This is a genomic window from Ornithinimicrobium carbonis, from assembly GCF_050703245.1.
Lineage (GTDB): Bacteria > Actinomycetota > Actinomycetes > Actinomycetales > Dermatophilaceae > Ornithinicoccus.
Map to the genome: position 1 here is coordinate 75029 of NZ_CP192647.1, position 20941 is coordinate 95969.

The window sequence follows — 20941 nt, forward strand, 5'->3', positions numbered from 1 at the left end:
ACATGGCCAGCGCCGCCAGGTACGTCGTGTGGTGCTGCGAGCGTCCGGACAGCACCGCCGGCCCGACGGTCTCCGCCAGCCGGTGCGCGCCCGCCACCGAGGCCACCGCCACCACCTCGAACGGCGCCTCCCGCCGACCCAGCTCGGCGAGCGCGGCCAGCGAGGCGTGGCCGCCCTGGGAGAAGCCCAGCAGGGCCAGCCGCTCGGGCACCCTGGTCCCGACCTCGGTCAGCACCTGCGGCAGCACGTCGAGCAGGTCCGCGACGGCCCGCCCCTCGGTCGGGGCGTGCAGGTAGGGGTGGGGTCCGGGCGAGCTGCCCATCCCGAGGTAGTCGGGCGCCACGAACACGTACCCGGCGCCGGCGAAGGCCAGCGAGGCCATGACGCCCTCGAGCCGGTGCGGCGCCGACGGCACGTGCAGCCGGTGGGTCTGGGTGGCGTGCTGGTAGGACACCACGGCGTGCGGCCGCACCCCCTCCGGCGTCGCCACGAGCCCGGAGGCCAGCGTCGGCCGTCCGTCGACCCCCGTCGTCGGGTAGAGCACCCGGTGCAGCCGGACGCCGTGCCGGGCCCCGAGGCTGGCGAGCCCGAGCGCCCGCAGGGCGAACCGGGCCGCCGGCTGGGGATACCTCCGCAGCCGCGACACGACGGGCAGACCGACCTCGCAGCCGGTCGTGGTGGTGACCATCGAACTCCCCTGACGCGACGTGATCTCGTCAGGGTGACCCTGGTCACACCCCCTGTCAAGAGGGTATGCCGCTGGCGTCCCGGCGCGAGAACCCCGCCCTGGCGTGCGACGATGCCCGGATGCCCTCCCCCGACGCACGTCGCGAGCTCTTCGACGCCCTCGTCGACCTCGACGACGCCGCCGCCACGACCGTCCTGGACCGCGAGCGCGGACGGCGGGGGCTGGAACGCGCTGGTCGGGGACCTGGTCGTGCCGGTGATGCGCGAGATCGGTCTGGGCTGGGAGCGTGGCGAGGTCTCGGTGGCCCAGGAGCACCTGGCCACCCAGCTGGTGCGCTCGGCCCTGGACCGGATGTCGGCCGGCTGGGACGGCGGCGACGGGCCGCAGGCCTGGCTGGCCTGCCCTCCGCGCGAGCTGCACGACCTGCCCCTGCTGGCCTACGGGCTGCTGCTCCGTGAGCGTGGCTGGCGGGTCCGCTTCTTCGGTGCGAGCACGCCCCTGCACGACCTGCGACGGTCGGTGCGGGTCCACCGTCCGGAGGTGGTCGTCGTCTCCGGCGACGACCCGGCCCGGCTGCGCGCCAGCCGGGTGGCGCTCGACCTCCTCGCCGGCGACGCGGTCCTGGCCCTCGGCGGCCGCGCGGCCCAGCTCGCCGGTGCCGACCTGCCCGGCAGGGTGCTCCCCCCGGACCTCGTCCTGGCGGCCGACCGGCTGGCCGAGGTGCTCGCCGAGGCGGAGTCCGGCCCTCTCGAGCTGCTCGGGACGGGCTGACCCCCGTCCGGTTTGCTCCGGGGGCCGTCGGGGGGCACGGTGGCCCTATGAGCGAACACACCCCCGAGCACGAGCGCGACCGCGACGAGGACGGTTTCGGCACCGTCGACCGGACCGAGGAGCAGCAGGAGCGGGCCCAGGTCGACCTCGACCAGCCCGAGTCCACCGACGACGTGCCGTGGAGCCCGCCGACCAGCCAGCCGATCCACTCCGAGTTCCCGGACGACCCGGCCGAGGAGACCATCGACCAGCGGATCGCCCAGGAGGAGCCCGAGCTGGGCACGGCCTACGGGGCGCCCGAGCCCGGTGGGGTCCTCGGCGGGGCGGACGACCCGGCGGCCCAGGGTCCGAGCGTGGGCGGCGACGACCCCGACGCCATCCCGGCCGACCAGGACGTCCTGGGCACCGAGTCCGGCCTCTGACGAGATATCACGGACTCTCGTCATAGAACTAGAAAGCCCTAGAGGAGCCGATCGCGTTCTGCTCCTCGCGCTCGGGACCCGGGGCGACGTGGAGCCGTTCGCCCGGCTGGGGGAGGTGCTCCGCACCCAGGGGTATGCCGTCACGGCGGCCGTGCTCGAGGACGGCGCCGACCGCATGGCCCGGGCCGGGGTGACCCCCGCCGTCGTCGGACCGGTGGCCGAGCGGACCATGTGGTCGCCCTCGCCGACTGTCCGACGGGTCGCCCACCTCAACCCCGGTCTCATGTACCTGCAGATGCGCCGCGCCCTGACCCGGCACGCGAAGGCGCTGGCCGAGGGGCTCGCCCCGCTCCTCCTCGGGGACGCCGTCGTCGTCTCCGGCCTGCCCACGGCCCGGCTCGTCCCCCTGCTGCAGGCCCGCGGCGTCCCCGCGCGGCTGGCGCTCATGGCCCCCCTGACGCCCCACCCGACCGGGACCTCGGCCTGGTCCCACCCGTTCACCGAGCTGCTGCCCCGGCCCCGGGCCGTCGGGTCCCGCGTCAGCGGCTGCTGTGGTGGATGACGACCGGGCTGTCCGCCGCCCTGGCCCGCGAGGTCGCCCGCCGGCTGCCGGGAGCCACCCCGTGGTCCGCCGGGCGTGCCACCCCGCGGCTCGGTCCGGGTGCCACCCGGCCCACTCCGGGTGCCCCCCCGACCGCCGCCCCCACGGCATACCTCCCCCTGCTGGCGACCAGTGCGGCCCTGGACGCCTCGCCCTCGCCGGGGGTCCACCAGGTGGGGTGGTGGGCCGACCCCGCGCCGGTGGACCCCCTGCCGCCGGAGCTCGCCGACCACCTCGAACGGCATCCGGGGTCCGTCCTGCTGGCGCTGGGCAGCATGCCCGCGGACCGCCCCGACCAGCTCGTCGACCGGCTCGCGGAGGTGGCGCGGCGGACCGGTCGTCCCGTGGTCATGCAGATACCCGGGGCGCGCACGGGAGCAAGGGGCACCGTGTTTGTCGTCGGCGAGGTCGACCACCGCGCGCTGCTGCCCCGCGTCGTGGCGGTCGCCCACCACGGCGGCGCCGGGACGACCCACGCCGCCACGGCCGCCGGGCTGCCGCAGGTCGTGGTCCCGCACCTGGGGGACCAGGCCCACTTCGCCCGGCAGGTCCACCGGGCGGGCGTCGGGCCGGCGCCTCTACGGCCGGTGCTCGCGACCGCCCGGACCGTGGCCGACCGGCTGGAGCAGGCGCTCGCCGACCCTGCCTACGGCCGTCGGGCCCGCGCCGCCGCCCAGCTCATGGCGTCCGAGGACGGCCTCGGCGCGACGGCGCAGATCGTCCGCGAGATGGCGGCGGGTGCACCCGCGGGGTGACCGCAGCACCACCCGGGAGGCCCGACCCCCGACAATGGAGGGGTGAGCGGGACGAGAGTGCTGGCGCTGAGCAGCCCGATCTACGCGCACACGCTCAACGCCGTGCCCTTCGTCGAGGGCCTGGCCGCCCGCGGGGCCGAGGTGCACCACGGGGTCGCCACCCCCTGGGTCGCCTCCCGCGCCGTCACCTCCCACGACCTCGTCCACGACACCGGGCCGGTCCCCCCGTTCGTCCCTCCGGGCGGCCGGGTCCGTGACGTCTCGGCCCGCTACGCCTGGCTGGTCGCCGACGCGGCCCTCCGCGTGCGGGCCGTCGAACGCCTCGTCGAGGACCTGCGTCCCGACGTCGTCCTCACCGACTCCCTCGGGTACGCCGGGGCGCTGGCCGCCGAGCGCCTCGGCCTGCCGTGGGTCAGCTTCGGCGACGGCCCCCTCCACTTCCCCGACGAGCTCACCCCGCCGTTCGGCGCCGGCCTGCCCTACCGCACGCCCCGCCCCTGGGTCTGGCGCAACACGGTCGTGCAGGCCGCCAGCCGTCGCCTCGTCATGGGCCGGGCCCAGCAGAGGTATGCCGCGCTCCGCACCTCCCTCGGGCTGGCGCCCCGCGACGTCCCGGTGCTCGAGGCGTGCCTGTCCCCGCTCCTGCACCTGCACTGCGGGGCCCCGGAGCTGGAGTACCCCCGCGCCGAGCTGCCCGACCACGTCCACTTCGTCGGGGCGCTGCGCCCGCCGCAGCCCGCGGGCTGGGTCCGTCCCTCCTGGTGGGACGCGGTCGTGACCGACCACGCCGGCGACCTGGTGCTGGCCACCCAGGGGACCCTTCGCGGCGATCCCGCGGAGGTGCTGGCCCCGACCCTCCGGGCGCTGCAGGCCACCGGCAGGGCCGGCCTGCTGACCACCGGCGCGGGCGACCCGGTCCTGCTCGGCGGGCCGGGGGTGGTCGCCGCCGACCCGGGCGAGGGACGGCGGCCCTCCCGCGCTCCCCACGCGGTGCCCTCCCGCGCCCACGCGGCGTCCTCCCGCGGTCCCCACGCGGTGCCCTCCCGCGCCCACGCGGCGCCCTCCCGCGCCCACGCGGCGCCCTCCCGCGCCCACGCGGCGCCCTCCCGCGCCCCGGCCCCGGTGGCCGTCGAGCAGTTCGTGCCGTACTCCGAGGTGCTGCCCTCCGCCGGCGTCTTCGTCACCAACGGCGGCTGGACCGGGGTCCTGCTCGCCCTGGCCCACGGCGTCCCGGTCCTGCAGGTCGGCAGCACCGAGGAGAAGGCCGACATCGGCCGGCGCGTGGAGTGGGCCGGCGCCGGCGTGCACCTGGGCGCCGCCCGTCCCCGGCCCTCCTCCGTCGCCCGCGCCCTCGCGCGGGTGGAGGGTGCGGCATACCGGGCGGGAGCCCGCCGCGTCGCCGCCTCGCTCGCCACCCGCGACCCGGGCCGGGACGGTGCCGAGCTGGTGCTGCGACTCCTCCGCGCCGGGGGCTGACCGCGGGCTCGCGGACACACCCGCCGGGAGGTCGCCCCGGGGAAGGTTGGACGAGCGGATACAGTCGGATTCCGGGCGCCCGCCCGGACACGGCGACGACGAGGATGCTTCTCGGGTGAGCATGACGACGACTGACCGCGACCACGACCAGGTCGTGCTGGTCGACGAGGACGGCACGGAGACCGGCACCACCGCCTCCCGCACGGAGGTGCACGGGACCGACACGCCGCTGCACCGTGCCTTCTCGCTCTACCTCTTCGACGACGAGGGCCGCGTGCTGATCACCCGCCGCGCCCTCGACAAGCTCACCTGGCCGGGGGGGTGGACCAACGCCTGCTGCGGGCATCCCCGCCCGGGCGAGGCGCTGGCCGACGCCGTCCGGCGACGCCTCGGCGAGGAGCTCGGCCTGCAGGTCGAGGACCTGCAGCTGGTGCTGCCGGACTTCCGCTACCGCGCCGTCGACGCCAGCGGGATCGTCGAGCACGAGCTGTGCCCGGTCCTCGTCGGCCGCGTCGCCGGCGAGCTGGCGCCCGACCCGGCCGAGGTCTGCGAGCACGCCTGGGTGGCCTGGCCCGACCTGGTCGCCGCCGTGCGCGCCACGCCGCAGGTCTACAGCCCGTGGGCCGCGCTGCAGGTGCCCCAGCTCGACGGCGAGCGGCCGCGCCTGCCCGTCCGTCCGGTCGCGGCCCGGTCGCTCGGCCGGGCGCCTCGGCCACCCTCGACCGGGTCGACGAGCTCCTGCGCGAGGAGAGCACCTGGGTGGAGCAGGTATGGAGCAGGCTGGCCCCCGCGGGCCCGCCGGACCTCATCGGGAGCCAGGTCGGCGACCTGCCCACCTGGCTGCACGCCCTGCTCGCCGGCGGGGGCAAGCGGATCCGTCCGCAGATGTGCCACTGGGGCTTCGTGGCCTCCGGCGGGGCCCTCGGCAGCCGGTGCCACGACCACGTGGTGCGCGCGGCCGCCGCGCTGGAGACCCTGCACCTGTTCGCGCTGGTGCACGACGACGTCATGGACCAGTCGGCCGAGCGCCGCGGCCGCGCCTCGGCCCACGTGGTCGCCAGCGAGGCCTTCCGGCGCGGCGGCGGCCACGGCGAGGCCGACCGGTTCGGGGAGAACATCGCCGTGCTGCTCGGCGACCTGGCCCACTGCGAGGCCGACCGGATGGTGCACCCGCTGCCGAGCGAGATGCGCGACTACTGGTACGAGCTCAACCTCGAGCTCATCGTCGGCCAGCGGGCCGACCTCACCGGGGCCGCGGCCCGGCGCACCGACCTGGCGCACGCCGAGTCGGTGGCCGCGCTGAAGTCCGGCTCCTACACGATCGAGCGTCCGTTGCAGCTGGGGGCGCTGGCCGCCGGGGCGGACCCCGGGCAGCGGGCCGCGCTGGCGACCTTCGGCTGGCACCTGGGCCGCGCGTTCGCCTGGCGCGACGACGTGCTCGGCGTCTGGGGCGACCACCAGGTCACGGGCAAGCCCTCCGGGGACGACCTGCGGGAGGGCAAGACCACGCTGATCTGGGTGCTCGGCGCCGAGCGCCTCACCGGCGGTGCGGCCGCCGCCATGGAGCGGGTGGGCACCCCGGCGGCCCGCCCCGAGGACGTCCCGCTCATGCAGGAGGCCCTGGTGGAGGCGGGGATCCGGCAGGAGCTGGAGGACCGGATCGCCGAGGAGCTGGCCGTGGCCGAGGACGTGCTGACCGACGCCCCGCTCACGCCCGACGGCGTCGACGGGCTGCGAGCCACCGCCCGGGCGATCGCCTGGCGCGACGTCTGAGGGGCAGGCCGGACCGGAGCCGCCGGGCCCTGCCGAGGAGGCCGCCACCGCTGCCGGGGAGGCGGCCCCCCTCCCCGGAGCCACCGACCCCGCTGCCGAGCGCGAGCCGCATACCCCGCAGCCAGTAGCCCTCGATGAGGTGGTCCCAGCCCAGCTCGGGCTCGTCCACGATCCGGGGCGCCCGGGCCAGCAGCCGCCGCAGGAGCACGTCCGACTCGAGGATCGCCAGCGGCTGGCCGGGGCACTTGTGCGCCCCGTCGCCGAAGGAGAGGACGTAGTCGTTGACCCCCGACGGCAGCGGCCGCCCCGGGCACAGGTCGAGCGGGTCCGCGCCGACGACGTCCGGGTCGGCGTTGGCCGGGCGGACGCAGACGTCGACCAGGTCGCCCTCGCCGATCGTCCACGACTCCCCGCCGTCGGTGATCTCCACCGGCTGGTGCACCCGGCGGTAGATGTGGCCCACGACCGGCTCGAGCCGGATGATCTCGTGCAGGATCGCGAACCGCTCCTCCTGGCCGGCGACGAGGTAGCGCTCGCGCAGCGCGTCGTGCCGCAGCAGGTGCCAGGCGGCCATGACGATGAACTCGCGGGTGGTGACCATCCCGGCCGTGCCGTAGGTGACGCACTCCACGAGGACGCCGGTGGTCGAGTAGCCCTCGTCGAGCAGGTGGCTGATGACGTCGGGCCGGCGCTGCCGTCGGCGCTCGCGCAGGGCCGGGCGGACGTCGGCGAGGTAGAAGCGGGCGACCGGGACGAGGCCGTTGACCGCCGCACGGGCCCACTGCCGGGGCGTGCGGCCCAGGTCGTCGCGGGTGATGTCGAACGGCGGCTGGTTGAAGAACGACTCCAGGCGCCGGGCCATCCGCGGCACGGACGACTCCGTGAGCCCGACGACCTCGGCGGTCACCTCGACCGTGTAGAGCAGCGCGAGCTCGTCGAGGACGCAGCCACCGTCCGCCTCGGCGCCGTCGAGCAGACGTTCGGCGCACTCCTCCATGAGGTCGGTGTAGCGGTCGCCGACGACCTTGGGGGCGAAGAACCGGGCGACCTTGCGCCGCTGGTCGTCGTGCTGGGGCCCGTCGGAGACGAGGATCGGGTGGTGGTCGAGGTAGCCCTGCGGGATCGCCTCGGCGGTGAACCCGGCCTGGGTCGTCGCCCCGCGCGCCCGTAGCACCTGCCGGGCAGCCTCCAGCGAGCGGATCCGCCAGACGTGGCCCTCCCGCTCGACCCGCGCGCGTGCTCGCCTCGCCGGGCTTGACGGCCCTGCGGCGGGCGGGGCTCATCGGCCCCGGAGCCCGGGCACCCGGGCCGCGCCCCGGCGCAGCGCCGCCGGCACCCGGGTGGCGCCGTCGCGGAGCAGGCCGGGCACGGTGGCCGCCCCGTCACGTACCGCAGCGGGCAGGTGCGGCCGCCGTCGCAGGATCCCCTCCAGCGGCACGGTCCACACGTCCTCGCCGCGCACGCCCCAGCCCTGCAGCAGGTGGTTGGCGGCCAGCACGCCGGTCACCGCCGCCCGCTCCATGAGGGCGATCGGCCAGTCCACCCGCAGGCCGTCCCCGGCCAGGGCCAGACCGGGGTACGGCGTGTCGACCGTGGGCCGCTGCCGCCAGGGGCCGGTCCCCACCAGGCCGCAGTCGTCCTCGACGACGAGCTCCTCGTGGACGCTCTCCAGCTCGGCCGTCTCGGGGTAGACCTGGTGCAGGGAGGCGAGCAGCCGGGCCCGGACGCGCTCCTCGTCCAGCCCGCCCCGGCCCCCGCCGGCGACGTCGGGGTCGCGGTGCGGGTCCACGGCATACCCGTGCAGCTCCACGACCGACCCGCCGTGCTCGGCGGACCAGTCGGCCGCGCCCTGCTCGAAGCGCTCCAGGACGGTGACGTTGTCGAGCAGGTCGTAGCCGCTCGTACCCAGGAACGCCTCCCGCGACGGCGCGACGAGCCCGTCGCACCACAGCCGAAGGACGACGAACGGTGGGGCGTTGCGCCCGGCCGCCAGCCGCTCGTGCCACGAGCGCTGGGCCCGGCCCAGGGTGCGGTCCTGCGACACCGGCAGGTCGGCCACCAGGGCCCGGGTCGCCCGGGGGTCGGTGGCCAGGACGACGGCGTCGGCGGTCAGCTCGCCGGCGTCGGTGCGCACCGTCCAGGCCCCGCCGTCGTCCCCGCCGTCGTCACCGCCGTCGGCGGTGCCGTCCGGACCGGCCGGCTGCGCGGCATACCCCGAGGGCGGTGCGACCTGCTCGCCCGCCGCTCGCCGGTGCGGATCTGCACCCCGAGCCCGGACAGGTAGCGCCCCAGCGGCGCCCACAGGGCGGTGTCGTAGTCGTCGTCCGGCACGTCGAAGAGCAGGCCCTCGGAGGAGCCGGTGAAGTAGGTGTGGAACATCCCGACCAGCTCCCCGGCGCCGAACTCGCTCGGGTGGGCGGGCGAAGAAGGAGCGGGCGAAGACCTCCAGGGCCAGGTGCCGCGCGCCGTCGGGGAAGCGCAGCCGGTCGAGGAAGTCCTGCGCGGACTCGCCGTCGTAGCGCTCGTGGCTCTCCGGGTAGGAGACGTTGACCAGCTCCAGCGCGCTCGGGATGTGCACCGACGGCAGCGCGGACACCGGGAACGTGGGGCTGCGCAGGACGAAGGTGACCAGGTTGGCCGGCGGGGTCGCGGGCAGCTTCGCGAAGCTGTCGGTCAGCCCGTCGCCGCGGCGCAGCGGGTAGTCCGGCACCGGCACGAGGTGGTCCAGCTCGGGGTCGACGCGGCGCAGGAGGGCGCGGAGCGTGTAGTACTGCCGGAAGAAGGCGTGGAAGCCGCGGCTCATCGTCCGCCCGTCCTGCGTCGGCCAGGCGCGCACCCGCCCGCCCAGCTGCTCGCAGGCCTCGACGAGGGTGACGCGCGCGCCGCGCTCGGCGAGCACGACGGCCGCCGCGATCCCGGCGATGCCGCCGCCGACGACGACCACGTGCCGCTCGTCCGTCAGGCGGGGGGCGCCGTCGGGGCCCGGGTGCAGGACGGCGTGCGGGTCGCGGCCGGGAGGGGTTCGGTCGTTCATGGCGGCTCCAGGTGCTGCGGGTGGTCGGGGTGGGCCGGGGAGGCGTGGACGGGGTGGGCCGGGAGGGTGCTCGCGGCGCGGTCGCGGCGTGACCGCGGCGCGGGTCTGTCCGGACGGCCTAGCCGGGCCGGCGCGCGAGGACGGTGTGCAGGATGCCGCGCTGCCAGCCGCCGGCGGTGGACCAGGACACGTCGGTGAACCCGGCGCGCGTGAGCCGGCCGGTCAGCTCGGCGGTGCTGTCGTTGTCCAGGACGCTGCGCCACAGGTAGCGGTAGATCGTCGGGTTGCCCCTCACCGCGACCGCCAGCGGCATGACCACGCCCCAGCACACGAGCGTCCACACGGCGCTCGCGACCCGGTCGCCCTTGACGTGGTAGTCCTGCAGCGCCACCCATCCGCCCGGACGCACCTGGTCGCCGATCGCACGGACCACGGCGTCGCGCTGGTGCTCGGGCACGTTGCGCATCAGGTATGCCGCGAACGCCCCGTCCGCGGGCCCGGCCAGCTCCCGGTCGGCCACCTCGGGCAGGTCCTGGGCCACGGCGTGCACGAAGGAGACGCCCGGCGGCCAGTCTTTGCCGCGGGCCTGGGCGAGCATGCCCTCCGAGGCGTCCAGCCCGACGATCCGCACGCCCGGGCCGGTGGCCTGCAGGAGCGCCTCGGTGGACAGGCCCGAGCCGCAGCCCAGGTCCCAGAGGGTGAGCGCAGGAGCGGCCGGCCCGTCGACGGGCGTCGCCGCCGGGCCACCCTCGTCCTCGGCCCCCCGGGCTCCGGCGGCGGCACGGACCGTCCCCCGCAGCCGGGCGACCAGCCCGGTCGCCGCGTCGCGCAGCGCGCGGTGGTAGCCCGGGTTCAGCCTGGTCAGCAGGTCGTAGCGGTCGCGGCCCGGTCGAACTGCTCGGCGAGCTCCATCGCCGCGGCCTTCACCGGCGCGGCACGATCAGGAAGGGGTAGCGGTCCACGCCGTCAGCCTAGTCGCGGCCCGGTGCACGCCCCGCGCCGCCCGGGCAGCCACCCGTGCGGTCGGGTGCACGCCCGGCGCCGCCCGGGCAGCCTAGTCGCGGCCGGGCAGCCACCCGCGGCTGCCCGCCCCCACGCCACGGACCACCGTGCACCGCTGTCGTGTCACGCCGGTCGTCCTGGCGACCGGCGTGACACGACGGCGCGGTACATCGGTTGGTCCTTCGCACCGTGACGGGTCGCACACCCAGGACGGGACGTCTGTCACTGCCGGACGGGCGCCCCCGGGGCATAGCGTGATCGTCATGACCACCTCCTCGTCCGGGACCGCCGCGGAACGTCGCCCGACCGCCGCGGACCGTCGCCCGACCGCGGCGGACCGTCGCCCGACCGCCGCGGGTCCTGCACCCGCCCCGGTCGTGGGCGGCACGGCGCAGCCTCCGGCCACCTCTCTTGTCCTGCAGGTGGACGGCCTCGTCCGGGCCTACGGCGACCTGCGGGCCGTCGACGGCGTCTCCCTGCAGGTGGCGCCGGGTGAGACGTTCGGGCTGCTCGGCCCCAACGGCGCCGGCAAGACGACGACCATCCTCATGATCGCCGGGCTGCTGCGCCCCGACGCCGGCAGCGTCCACGTCGCCGGGACGGACATGGCCGACGACCCGATCCGCGCCAAGGGCCACCTGGGCCTCGTCCCCCAGGAGCTGGCGATCTACCCCGAGCTGTCCGCCCGCGACAACCTGCGCTTCTTCGGCCGGCTCCAGGGGCTGCGCGGCGCCCGCCTGAAGACCCGCGTCGAGGAGGTGCTCGAGCTGGTCGGCCTGGAGGACCGGTCCACCAAGCCGAGCAAGACCTTCTCCGGCGGCATGAAGCGCCGGCTCAACATCGGCATCGGCCTGCTGCACGAACCGACCCTGCTCATCCTCGACGAGCCGACCGTCGGCGTGGACCCCCAGTCCCGCAACGCGATCCTGGAGTCGGTCGCCACGCTGACCGACGCCGGGATGGCGGTGCTCTACACGACGCACTACATGGAGGAGGCCGAGCGCCTCTGCGACCGGATCGCCATCATGGACGGCGGGCGCGTGCAGGCCCAGGGCACCCGGGACGAGCTCGTCGAGCTGGTGGGCGACGCCGACGTCGTCGTCCTCGCGGGCGGGGGCGACCTGGCCGCCGCCGAGGCCGCGGTGGACCGCATACCCGCCGTGCAGCGGGTGGTCCACGACCCCCACGGGCTGCGCCTGACCGTCCGGGGGGCGCCGACCGCGATCGCCGGGATCGTCACCGCGGCGAGCGGTGCGGGCATGAGCTTGCACGACGTCCAGATCACCCGCCCCGACCTGGAGTCGGTCTTCCTGCACCTCACCGGCCGGGCGCTGAGGGACTGACGTGCGCGCCCTCCTCGTCCTCGTGGCCACGACCTGCGCCAGCACCTGCGCGACCGGTCGGTCATCCTCTTCGCCGTCGTCATCCCGCTGGCACTGTCGGCGGTCTTCAGCCTGGCGTTCGCCGGGGTGGACGACCCGCAGCTGGACCCGGTGACCGCGGCGGTGTCGGTGCCCGACGGGGACGAGGCGGCCACCGCCGTCCCCCGGACGCTCGCCAGCCTGTCCGAGGCGGGCATCGACGTCACCGTGCTCGAGGTCCCCGCCGACGAGGTCACCGCCGCCGTCACGTCCGGCGAGGCCCAGGTCGGGATCACCGTGCCGGAGGGGTATGCCGCCGCGCTCGACGACGGGACCGGCGCCTCCGTCGACGTCGAGGTGGGCGAGGACGCCGGCCTGGCCGGCCAGGTGGTCGTGGGGGTGGTCAGCAGCACCGTCGAGGCGATGGAGCGCGACGCCACGACGATCGCCGCCGGGGCGGAGCTGGGGCTCTACGGGCAGCAGCTGGAGACGCTCGTGGCCGCGCTGTCCGGAGGCGGAACGGCGCCCGCCGGCTCGGCGACGGACCCGGAGGGGACCACGGCCGACGGGGCCGCCGGGGGCGCCGCCTGGACCGTGCGGGGGGTCGCCGGGGGGCAGCTGTCGCTGTCGGCCGGGATCGTGGCGGGGCAGGCCGGCATGTTCCTCTTCTTCACCGTCGGCTTCGCCGTGCTGACGATGCTCACCGAACGGGAGTGGGGGACGCTGGCGCGGGTGCGCTCGACCCCGATCCGGCCGTGGCTCGTGCCGCTGGCCAAGGCGGTCGTGGCGGTCCTGCTCGGTACCGCCTCGACGACCGTGCTCCTCGTGGCGGGGTCGCTGTTCCTGGAGGGTGTGTCCTTCGGCTCCTGGCCGGCGGTGATGGTCGTGGTCGTGGCCGTGGTGACCGCGGCGACGTCGGTCATGGCGCTCATCCTCAAGCTGGCCGGCACCGCCGAGCAGGCCAGCCTCATGCTCTCGGTCGTGGCCATCTCGCTCGGCGTGGTGGGCGGAACCTTCTTCCGCGTCCCGGACGAGGGGCTGCTCGGCCAGGTGCTGGCGCTCAACCCGGTCGCCGCGCTCGGCCGGGGGCTGAGCGTGACCGCCGGAGGTGGCGGCGTCGCCGACCTGGGACCCGTGCTCCTGACCCTGCTCGGCTTCACCGTCGTGCTGCTGCTGCTCGCCCGGGTCGTCCCGGGCCGGAAGGACCCGCTGTGAACGCCGTCGTCGCGATCGCCGTCCACGAGCTGAAGAGGTTCCTGGCCGACCGGTTCAACCTGTTCTTCGTCTTCGTGCTGCCGATGATCCTCGTCGTCGTCCTGGGCCTGCAGGCCACCTCGCAGGCGGCCAGCTCGGTGGGGGTCGTGGACGGGGCCGAGGGGTCGGAGGTGGCCACCCTCGCCGCCGTCATCGTCGACCAGCTGGACGCCGCCGGGCTGGAGGCGACGGCATACCCCGACGAGGAGGAGCTGGGCGACGCGGTGACCGAGGGGGCCCTCGACGTCGCGGACGTGGTCGTACGCTCGGCCGCGCCCGCGGAGCTCGAGATGGTCGCTCCGGGTGAGGCGGCGCCTCCGGGGTTGGACCAGCTGGTCAGGGGCGCGGTCGACGCGGCGTTCGTCGAGCTGGGCCGTCGACAGCTGCTGACGGAGGCGGTGGACGGGGCGGCCTCCGACGGGAGCTCCGCCGACGCCTCCTCCGCCGACGCGTCCTCCACCGCCGAGGTCGTGGCTGCGCTGGAGCGGGCGGAGGCGCAGCGGGACCCCGTGACGGTGGACGTCCGCTCCGCCGACCCGGTGATGCAGGAGTTCGCCTCGATGGGCCGCTTCGACATCGGCGCCGGCGGGCAGCTGCTCCTCTTCGTCTTCCTCAACACCCTCACGGCCGCCAGCGCGACCATCCAGGCCCGCCGGAGCGGGGCGCTGCGACGGGTGATGGCCGCGCCGGTGAACGCCCGGCAGGTGGTGGCCGGGCAGGCGCTGGGCCGCTTCGTCGTCGCGGCGTTCCAGGGCATCTACATCATCATGGCGGCCAGCTCGCTGCTCTTCGGGGTGGACTGGGGCAACATCGTCGTGGTGTCGGTCGTCGTCGCGGTGTTCGGCCTGGTGGCCGCCGGGGTCGCGATGCTCATCGGCGTGCTGATGGACAGCGAGGGCGTCGCCAGCGGGGTCGCGGTCGGGGCGGGCCTGATCCTCGCCGCCGTGGGCGGGTCGATGGTGCCCCTGGAGTTCTTCCCGGACACCATGCGCCGGTTCGCCTACCTGACCCCGCACGCCTGGGGCTACGAGGCGATCGCGGAGGTGCAGCGGCGCGGCGGCGGCCTGGTGGACGTGCTGCCGCAGATCGGCGTCCTGGCCGGGATGGCGGCCGTGGTCCTGGCGCTGGGGACATGGGCGCTGCGCAGGAGCCTGGGGCGGGTGATGTGACGGGCCGCCGGACCCCGACGGGCCGCCGGACGTGCGCCGGACAGCAGGACCCGGGCCAGTGCAGTCGATCGGGGCCATGATCAGGGCCATCGATCGACTGCGCACGGACCGACCGGCGGAGATCCACGTCCTGCCACTGACCTTGCGGGCGGCGGCCTGGCGCTCGTAGCTGCGTGGCTGAGGAGGCCCCGGTGCCCGCACCCCTGTCACGATGACCTCGTGAGCTCCTTCGACGAGCACCTGGAGGACTGGCGGGCCTACACCGCCGAACCCTGGAACCGCATCCGGTATGCCGTGGTGCGCGACGTCCTGGCCGCCCACCTCGGCGACGTGGGGGCGGGTGCGCCCCGGCTGGACGTGCTCGACGTGGGCGGGGCGGACGGGCTGGACGCGGCCCCCCTCCAGCAGCTCGGGCACCGGGTGACCGTGCTGGACCCGGCCGAGGGCATGCTCCGCCTGGCCCGCGAACGCGGCCTGCGCACCAAGGTCGGTGGGTTGGACGACCTGGCCGGCCGTCCGGCGGTCGACGCCGTGCTGTGCCACTACGTCCTGCAGTACCGTCCGGACCCCGCCGCTGACCTGCGCCGGCTCGTGCAGGTGCTGCGGCCGGACGGACTGCTCTCGGTGGTGCTGCCCAACCCCGACCACCGGGTGCTGACCGCCTTCCTGCGGCAGGGTCCGGAGGCGGCGCTGACCGAGCTGGAGGCCACGAGGGCGCCGACGCTGACGTTCGGGACGGAGGTCGCCAAGATCGACCTGCCCCGGTTGGAGCGCTGGATGGCCGGCGCCGGGATGGAGGTCGTGGACGTGTTCGGCGGGCGCACCGTGGGCGACCTCCTGCTCGACAACGGGCCCAAGGCGGACCCGGACTTCTACGCCGCGTGGGAGCGGCTCGAGATCGCCCTCTCGCGCCGGGAGCCGTTCCGCCGGCTCGGTCAGTTCTACGGGGTGCTCGCCCGTCGGGCCTGCTGACCTACGACGCGGGTACGGGGGTGCTCGCCCGTCGGGCCTGCTGACCTACGACGCGGGAACCCGCGCCGCGTCCAGCTCGTCGACGTCCACCGCCGCGCCGCTGAACTGGGCGGCGTGCAGCCGTGCGTAGGCCCCGTCCGCCGCGAGCAGCTCGCCGTGCGTGCCCTGCTCGACGATCCGTCCGTGCTCCATGACCAGGATCAGGTCGGCGTCGCGGATCGTGGAGAGGCGGTGGGCGATGACGAAGCTGGTCCGGTCGGTCCGCAACCGGGCCATCGCCTCCTGGACGAGCAGCTCGGTACGGGTGTCGACCGAGCTGGTGGCCTCGTCGAGGATGAGCAGCGAGGGCTGTGAGACGAAGGCCCGGGCGATGGTGATCAGCTGCTTCTCCCCGACGCTGATCGAGGACCCCTCGTCGTCGAGCACCGTGTCGTAGCCGTCCGGCAGGTGCTGGACGAACCGGTCGACGTAGGCCGCCTCCGCCGCCGCCTGCACCTCCTCGTCCGTCGCACCGGGCCGGCCGTAGGCGATGTTGGCCCGGATCGTCCCCTCGAAGACCCAGGCGTCCTGCAGCACCATCCCGATCCTGGCGCGCAGGTCCTTGCGCGTCATCGTCGTGATGTCCCGGCCGTCGAGGGTGATCCGGCCCCCGGCCAGCTCGTAGAACCGCAGGACCAGGTTGACCAGCGTCGTCTTGCCCGCCCCCGTCGGTCCGACGATCGCCACCGTCTGGCCCGGCTCCGCGACGAGCGAGAGGTCCTCGATGAGGGGCTCCTCGCCGTAGGAGAAGTCGACGTCCTCGAAGACGATGCGCCCGCGCGGCGCGCTCACCGGGGCGGCGTCGACGGGGTCCGGGGTCTCGGTCGGTGCGTCGAGGAGCTCGAAGACCCGCTCGGCCGACGCGACGCCGGACTGCAGCAGGTTGGCCATCGAGGCCACCTGGGTGACCGGCTGGGTGAACTGGCGGGAGTACTGGATGAAGGCCTGCACGCTGCCGAGCGAGAGGGTTCCGGTCGCGACCCGCAGGCCCCCGACCACCGCGACGAGCACGTAGCCGAGGTTCCCCACGAAGAACATCGCGGGCATGATGATCCCGCTGATGAACTGGGCCCGCAGGTGACGTCGTAGAGCTCCTCGTTGGTGGCCCGCATCCGGTCGGTGACCTGCTCGCGCCGGCCGAAGACCCTCACCAGCTCGTGACCGGTGAAGGCCTCCTCGATCTGCCCGTTGAGCGTCCCGGTGTGCTTCCACTGGGCCTTGAACAGCTTCTGGGAGCGCTTCGCCACGAGGACCGTCACCAGGACCGAGACCGGGATCGTGGCGATCGCGATGAGCGTGAGCACCGGGGAGATCCACAGCATCATGCCCAGGATCGCCACCACCGTGACGGCTGCGCTGAGCAGCTGGCCGAACGTCTGCTGCAGGGTCTGCTGGAGGTTGTCGAGGTCGTTGGTGACCCGGGAGAGGATCTCCCCGCGCGGCTGCCGGTCGAAGTAGGCCAGCGGCAGGCGGTGCAGCTGGTCCTCCGACTCGGCCCGCAGGTCGCGCACCGTCCACATCGAGATCCGGTTGACCAGGCGCACCGCGATCCAGGTGAGCAGCGCGGCCGCGAGGTAGAGGCCGATCACCTGGGCGATCACCAGCGCGAGCGCGTCGAAGTCGATCCCCTGCCCGGGCACGAGGTGGGGGGTGCCCTCCACCAGGTCGGCGTAGGTCTCCTGCCCGTCGGCCCGCAGTCCGGCGGCCACGTCCTCCACCGACGCCCCGGCCGGCAGCTGCGACCCGATCCAGCCGCCGAAGACCAGGTCGGTCGCCCGTCCGAGCACCCGCGGGCCGAGGGTGCCGAGGACGACGCCGACGACGGTCAGCACGACCGAGAGGGCGATGAGGGTCCGGTAGGGCGTCAGCCGATGGGCCAGCCGCTTCGCCGACCCCCGGAAGTCGGACGGCTTCTCGACCGGAGCCCCCATGCCGTGCGGGCCGCCGGGTCGCGGGCCGCGCCGGACCTCGGGACGGACGACCGGCTCGTCCGCACCGTCGTCGGTGGTGGCGCCGTCCCCGGGGCGCCGGCCATCGTTCACGACGTCACCCCCGCCAGCTCCTGGGAGCGGGCGATCTCCCGGTAGGTCGGGCAGGTCGCCAGCAGCTCGTCGTGCGTGCCGGTCCCGACGACCCGGCCTGCGTCCAGGACCACGATCTGGTCGGCGTCGACCACGGTGGAGATGCGCTGGGCGACGACGACCACCGTGGCCTGCCGCGTCATCGGCCGCAGGGCCGCCCGCAGCCGCGCGTCGGTGGACAGGTCCAGCGCGGAGAAGCTGTCGTCGAAGAGGTAGATGTCGGGGCGGGCGACCAGGGCCCGGGCGATGCACAGCCGCTGCCGCTGCCCGCCGGAGACGTTGGTGCCGCCCTGGGCGACCGGGTGGTCGAGCGTGTCGGCCCAGGAGGAGACGAAGTCGGCCGCCTGGGCCACCCGCAGCGCCTCCCAGATCTCCTCGTCGGTGGCGTCGGGGTTGCCGAAGCGCAGGTTGGTCGAGACGGTCCCGGAGAACAGGTAGGGCCGCTGGGGCACGAGACCGACCCGCGACCAGAGGTCCTGTCCTGTGGCGCCATGTCGCGCGCACGTCCGTGGAATCCACCCGGACACCGCCGCCGGTGACGTCGGCCAGCCGGGGGATCAGCCGCAGCAGGGTGGTCTTGCCCGCACCGGTGCCGCCCACGATGGCGGTGGTGGTGCCCGGCCGGGCCGTAAAGGAGACGTCCTGCAGCACGGGGGTCTCCGCCCCCGGGTAGGTGAACGAGACCGCGTCCACCTCGACCGTGCCGTGCCGCGCCGTGGGGCTCGCCGGGTGCTCGGGGCGCACCACGCTGGTCGTGGTGCCCAGCACCTCGTCGATCCGCTCGGCGGCGACCGACGCCCGCGGGATCATCGTGGCCACCATCGTGGCCATCATGATCGACATGAGGATCTGGATGAGGTAGCTGATGTAGGCGATCAGCGACCCCACCTGCATCGCCCCCGACTCCACCCGCTGCGCGCCGAACCACACCACGCCGACGCTGGAGAGGTTCATCACGAGCATGACGAAGGGGAACATCAGCGCCATGAGGTCGCCCACGCGCAGCCCGATCCGGGTCAGCTCGGTGTTGGTCGTCCGGAACCGGGCCTTCTCGTCCTCCTCGCGGGTGAACGCGCGCACCACGCGGATGCCGCCGATCTGCTCGCGCATGACCCGGTTCACCGCGTCCAGCTGCTTCTGCTGGGCGCGGAAGAGCGGCACCATGCGGCTGATGACCAGGGCCATGCCCGCCAGCAGCACGAGCACGGCCACCCCGATGAGCCAGGACAGCCCCACGTCCTGACGGATCGCCATGACGACGCCGCCGACGCCGGTGATCGGCGCGGCCACGAGCATGACCAGCGACATGAACGTCAGCATCTGCACCTGCTGGACGTCGTTGGTGCTGCGGGTGATGAGCGTCGGTGCGCCGAACTGCCCCAGCTCCCGCGAGGAGAACCCCAGCACCGTGTCGAAGACCGCCACCCGCAGGTCGCGCCCGACCCCCATCGCCGTCCGGGCCGCGCACCACACGGCGCCGATCTGGGCCACCACCTGCACCGCGCTCACCGCGAGCATGACGGCCCCGACCCGCCAGATGTATGCCGTGTCCCCCCGGGCCACGCCGTTGTCGATGATGTCGGCGTTGAGCGCGGGCAGCCACAGACTGGCCAGGGTGGCCACCAGCTGCAGCAGCAGGACCCCCACGACCAGTCCGAGGTAGGGCCGCAGACGGCGGCGAAGGACCCGGACGAGCACGAGGTCGATTGTGCACCCTGCGCCTGTCAGACCCTTGCGTCCTCACCCCTGAGGGGGTGGTGGCCAGCGCGACGCTGCGTCACTTTGCCGCGCCGTGACCTGCGGCCACCGATTGTTACCCAGTCGTAACCCTGTGATCGTCCTGGGAACGGTGACCCTTTGGCAGGCTCGGGGCTTGTGTGCGTCGACCGGCGTGCACCGTGCATCAAGGGAGATAGACGCGTGAATCAAGCACCACGGGGCAGCAGCCCTCGCCGTGCTCTCGCAGGTGTCGCCGCGCTGACGATGACGGGGGCGCTCCTCGCGCCGCTGTCCGCCGGAGCGTCCGAGTACCTGGCACCGGGTTCCCCGGCGCCTGAGAGCAAGATCCAGGGCAACACGATCAGCGGTGTCGAGATGGCGCCGCACGCCTTCTTCGTCCAGTTCGCCTCAGCACCCACCAGCGAGGGCGGGTCCCTCCAGGCGATCCAGGCCGAGCGCAGCCAGTTCCTCGCCGACGCGGAGCAGGCCGGGGTGGACGTCGAGGTCCGCGCCGAGTTCGACAGCCTCTGGAACGGCGTGTCCGTCAACGCCTCGGAGGACAGGCTGACGGAGCTGGCCTCCTCCCAGGTCGTGGAGGCGATCTTCCCGATCGCGGTCCTGGACGCCCCCGAGGAGCCCGAGGCCACGACGATCGACCCCGAGATGTTCACCGCCCTGTCGATGACCGGCGCGGACGTCGCGCAGAGCGAGCTCGGCTACACGGGCAAGGGCATCCGGGTGGGTGTCATCGACACCGGCATCGACATCGACCACCCCGACCTGGGTGGCAACGGTTCGCCGGGCACCACGCCGTTCCCCTCCCCCCGCGTGCGGTTCGGCTACGACTTCGTCGGCGACGCCTACAACGCCGACCCCGGCTCGGACGCCTACAGCCCTCAGCCGCTCCCGGACCCCAACCCGGACGACTGCCAGGGGCACGGCACCCACGTCGCCGGCATCGTCGGTGCGGCCGGTGAGGTGGACGGCGTCGCTCCCGAGGTGACCTTCGGTGCCTACCGCGTGTTCGGCTGCGAGGGCTCCACGGACGCCGACATCATGCTCCGCGCGATGGAGAAGACGCTCTCCGACGGCATGGACGTGGTCAACCTTTCCATCGGCTCCGCCTTCTCGGCCTGGCAGGAGTACCCCACCGCCCAGGCGACCGACGCCCTGGCCCGTGAGGGCGTCATCGTCACCGCCTCCATCGGCAACAGCGGTGACAGCGGCCTGCACTCCGCCGGTGCTCCTGGTGTCGGGCACGACACCATCGGTGTCGGGTCGGTGTGGACAACGTGGCCTACCGCGCCAACATGTTCCTGGACGCCGCGGGCGAGCCGGTCCCCTACGGCGAAGCCACCGGCGCGCCGCCGGCCCCCACGTCGGGCACCGAGGTCGTCGTCCCCGTGGGCGCGCCCGGTTCCGTCGAGGCCCAGGCGTGCACCGCGCTGCCGGCAGACGTGGCAGCGGCCGTCGAGGGAAACGTCGCCCTCATCCAGCGTGGCACCTGCGCCTTCCACATCAAGGCCGTCAACGCCATGGACGCCGGCGCCTCGGGTGTCATCATCTACAACAACGTGGCGGGTGCCTTCAGCCCCACCGTCGCGGGGACCCCTGCCGTGACCATCCCGGTCGTGGCCATCACCCGCGCCGACGGCATCGCCCTCTACGACGACGCGGCGGCCGGTGACGGCACCACGTCCATCACGTGGTCCGACGAGCAGGTCGAGGCGACCAACCCGACCGGGGGGCTGATGAGCACCTTCAGCTCCTACGCTCCTACGGCACCACGCCGACCTGACCTTCAAGCCGGACATCTCCGCGCCG

At 74.6% G+C, this 20941-nt stretch carries 14 protein-coding genes and 5 pseudogenes; 14 read left to right on the top strand and 5 right to left on the bottom strand.

The genetic code is table 11. The annotated features are described in order from the left end of the window. Positions 1–2 precede the first annotated feature (2 nt). From ACQ95T_RS00410 to ACQ95T_RS00445, 8 genes and pseudogenes are all read left to right on the top strand, one after another. The gene (locus ACQ95T_RS00410; RefSeq protein WP_431473356.1) at positions 3–296 is read left to right on the top strand and encodes a hypothetical protein; all 294 of its coding nucleotides are present in this window, start codon (positions 3–5) and stop codon (positions 294–296) included. Between the two features lie 503 nt (positions 297–799). After that, positions 800–1459, top strand: coding sequence for a cobalamin B12-binding domain-containing protein (locus ACQ95T_RS00415; protein WP_431473357.1), 660 nt, complete (start codon positions 800–802; stop codon positions 1457–1459). Positions 1460–1506: 47 nt separating this feature from the next. Next, on the top strand, positions 1507–1881 hold the full coding sequence (locus ACQ95T_RS00420; RefSeq protein ID WP_425942864.1) for a hypothetical protein: 375 nt from the start codon (positions 1507–1509) through the stop codon (positions 1879–1881). A gap of 88 nt (positions 1882–1969) precedes the next feature. Beyond that, positions 1970–2443, top strand: coding sequence for a hypothetical protein (locus ACQ95T_RS00425; RefSeq protein ID WP_431473358.1), 474 nt, complete (start codon positions 1970–1972; stop codon positions 2441–2443). Then, positions 2440–3237, top strand: coding sequence for a glycosyltransferase (locus tag ACQ95T_RS00430; protein WP_431473359.1), 798 nt, complete (start codon positions 2440–2442; stop codon positions 3235–3237). The genes ACQ95T_RS00425 and ACQ95T_RS00430 overlap by 4 nt, the downstream gene beginning before the upstream one ends. Positions 3238–3279: 42 nt before the next feature. Beyond that, on the top strand, positions 3280–4713 hold the full coding sequence (locus tag ACQ95T_RS00435) for a nucleotide disphospho-sugar-binding domain-containing protein (RefSeq protein WP_425942866.1): 1434 nt from the start codon (positions 3280–3282) through the stop codon (positions 4711–4713). Positions 4714–4834: 121 nt separating this feature from the next. Then, positions 4835–5299: pseudogene (gene idi, locus ACQ95T_RS00440) on the top strand (isopentenyl-diphosphate Delta-isomerase); the annotation flags it as partial. A gap of 32 nt (positions 5300–5331) precedes the next feature. Next, positions 5332–6486, top strand: coding sequence for a polyprenyl synthetase family protein (locus ACQ95T_RS00445; RefSeq protein WP_431473360.1), 1155 nt, complete (start codon positions 5332–5334; stop codon positions 6484–6486). Here the strand turns inward: ACQ95T_RS00445 and ACQ95T_RS00450 are convergent. From ACQ95T_RS00450 to ACQ95T_RS00460, 3 genes are all read right to left on the bottom strand, one after another. After that, positions 6422–7660 carry a cytochrome P450 gene (locus ACQ95T_RS00450; protein WP_431473361.1) on the bottom strand — a complete coding sequence of 413 codons (1239 nt, stop codon included), beginning with the start codon at positions 7658–7660 and terminating at the stop codon, positions 6422–6424. The two genes, ACQ95T_RS00445 and ACQ95T_RS00450, sit on opposite strands and share 65 nt — an antisense overlap. A 105-nt stretch (positions 7661–7765) precedes the next feature. Then, positions 7766–9520: an FAD-dependent oxidoreductase gene (locus ACQ95T_RS00455; RefSeq protein WP_431473362.1), complete on the bottom strand. Its 1755-nt coding sequence runs from the start codon at positions 9518–9520 to the stop codon at positions 7766–7768. A 118-nt stretch (positions 9521–9638) separates the two neighbouring features. Further along, positions 9639–10388: a class I SAM-dependent methyltransferase gene (locus ACQ95T_RS00460; RefSeq protein ID WP_431473869.1), complete on the bottom strand. Its 750-nt coding sequence runs from the start codon at positions 10386–10388 to the stop codon at positions 9639–9641. A gap of 397 nt (positions 10389–10785) precedes the next feature. Between ACQ95T_RS00460 and ACQ95T_RS00465 the strand changes: the two genes are divergently transcribed. From ACQ95T_RS00465 to ACQ95T_RS00480, 4 genes are all read left to right on the top strand, one after another. Further along, a complete protein-coding gene (locus ACQ95T_RS00465) occupies positions 10786–11865 on the top strand; it encodes an ABC transporter ATP-binding protein (RefSeq protein ID WP_425942871.1) in 1080 nt (359 codons plus the stop codon). Between the two features lie 111 nt (positions 11866–11976). Next, a complete protein-coding gene (locus tag ACQ95T_RS00470) occupies positions 11977–13098 on the top strand; it encodes an ABC transporter permease (RefSeq protein WP_431473870.1) in 1122 nt (373 codons plus the stop codon). Beyond that, positions 13095–14306 (top strand): ABC transporter permease, encoded by a 1212-nt coding sequence (locus ACQ95T_RS00475; protein WP_431473363.1) that lies wholly within the window; start codon positions 13095–13097, stop codon positions 14304–14306. The genes ACQ95T_RS00470 and ACQ95T_RS00475 overlap by 4 nt, the downstream gene beginning before the upstream one ends. 219 nt (positions 14307–14525) lie before the next feature. Then, a complete protein-coding gene (locus ACQ95T_RS00480; RefSeq protein ID WP_425942874.1) occupies positions 14526–15278 on the top strand; it encodes a class I SAM-dependent methyltransferase in 753 nt (250 codons plus the stop codon). A gap of 45 nt (positions 15279–15323) precedes the next feature. On the opposite strand, the pseudogene ACQ95T_RS00485 reads toward ACQ95T_RS00480, so the two are convergent. Next, a pseudogene (locus tag ACQ95T_RS00485) lies at positions 15324–17248 on the bottom strand (ABC transporter ATP-binding protein). 107 nt (positions 17249–17355) lie between these two features. After that, positions 17356–19096 (bottom strand): annotated as a pseudogene (locus ACQ95T_RS00490) (ABC transporter ATP-binding protein). A 702-nt stretch (positions 19097–19798) separates the two neighbouring features. On the opposite strand from ACQ95T_RS00490, the pseudogene ACQ95T_RS00495 reads away from it, so the two are divergent. Continuing rightward, positions 19799–20524, top strand: a pseudogene (locus tag ACQ95T_RS00495) (S8 family serine peptidase); the annotation flags it as partial. After that, positions 20428–20721 (top strand): annotated as a pseudogene (locus ACQ95T_RS00500) (PA domain-containing protein); the annotation flags it as partial. The pseudogenes ACQ95T_RS00495 and ACQ95T_RS00500, both read left to right, overlap by 97 nt. Between the last annotated feature and the right edge of the window lie 220 nt (positions 20722–20941).

Bases quoted from the DNA above. Each gene is read 5' to 3' on its own strand.
- ACQ95T_RS00410 (WP_431473356.1), top strand. From the start codon at position 3: ATGGCCAGCGCCGCCAGGTACGTCGTGTGGTGCTGCGAGCGTCCGGAC.
- ACQ95T_RS00420 (WP_425942864.1), top strand. From the start codon at position 1,507: ATGAGCGAACACACCCCCGAGCACGAGCGCGACCGCGACGAGGACGGT.
- ACQ95T_RS00415 (WP_431473357.1), top strand. From the start codon at position 800: ATGCCCGGATGCCCTCCCCCGACGCACGTCGCGAGCTCTTCGACGCCC.
- ACQ95T_RS00465 (WP_425942871.1), top strand. From the start codon at position 10,786: ATGACCACCTCCTCGTCCGGGACCGCCGCGGAACGTCGCCCGACCGCC.
- ACQ95T_RS00455 (WP_431473362.1), bottom strand. From the start codon at position 9,520: ATGAACGACCGAACCCCTCCCGGCCGCGACCCGCACGCCGTCCTGCAC.
- ACQ95T_RS00430 (WP_431473359.1), top strand. From the start codon at position 2,440: ATGACGACCGGGCTGTCCGCCGCCCTGGCCCGCGAGGTCGCCCGCCGG.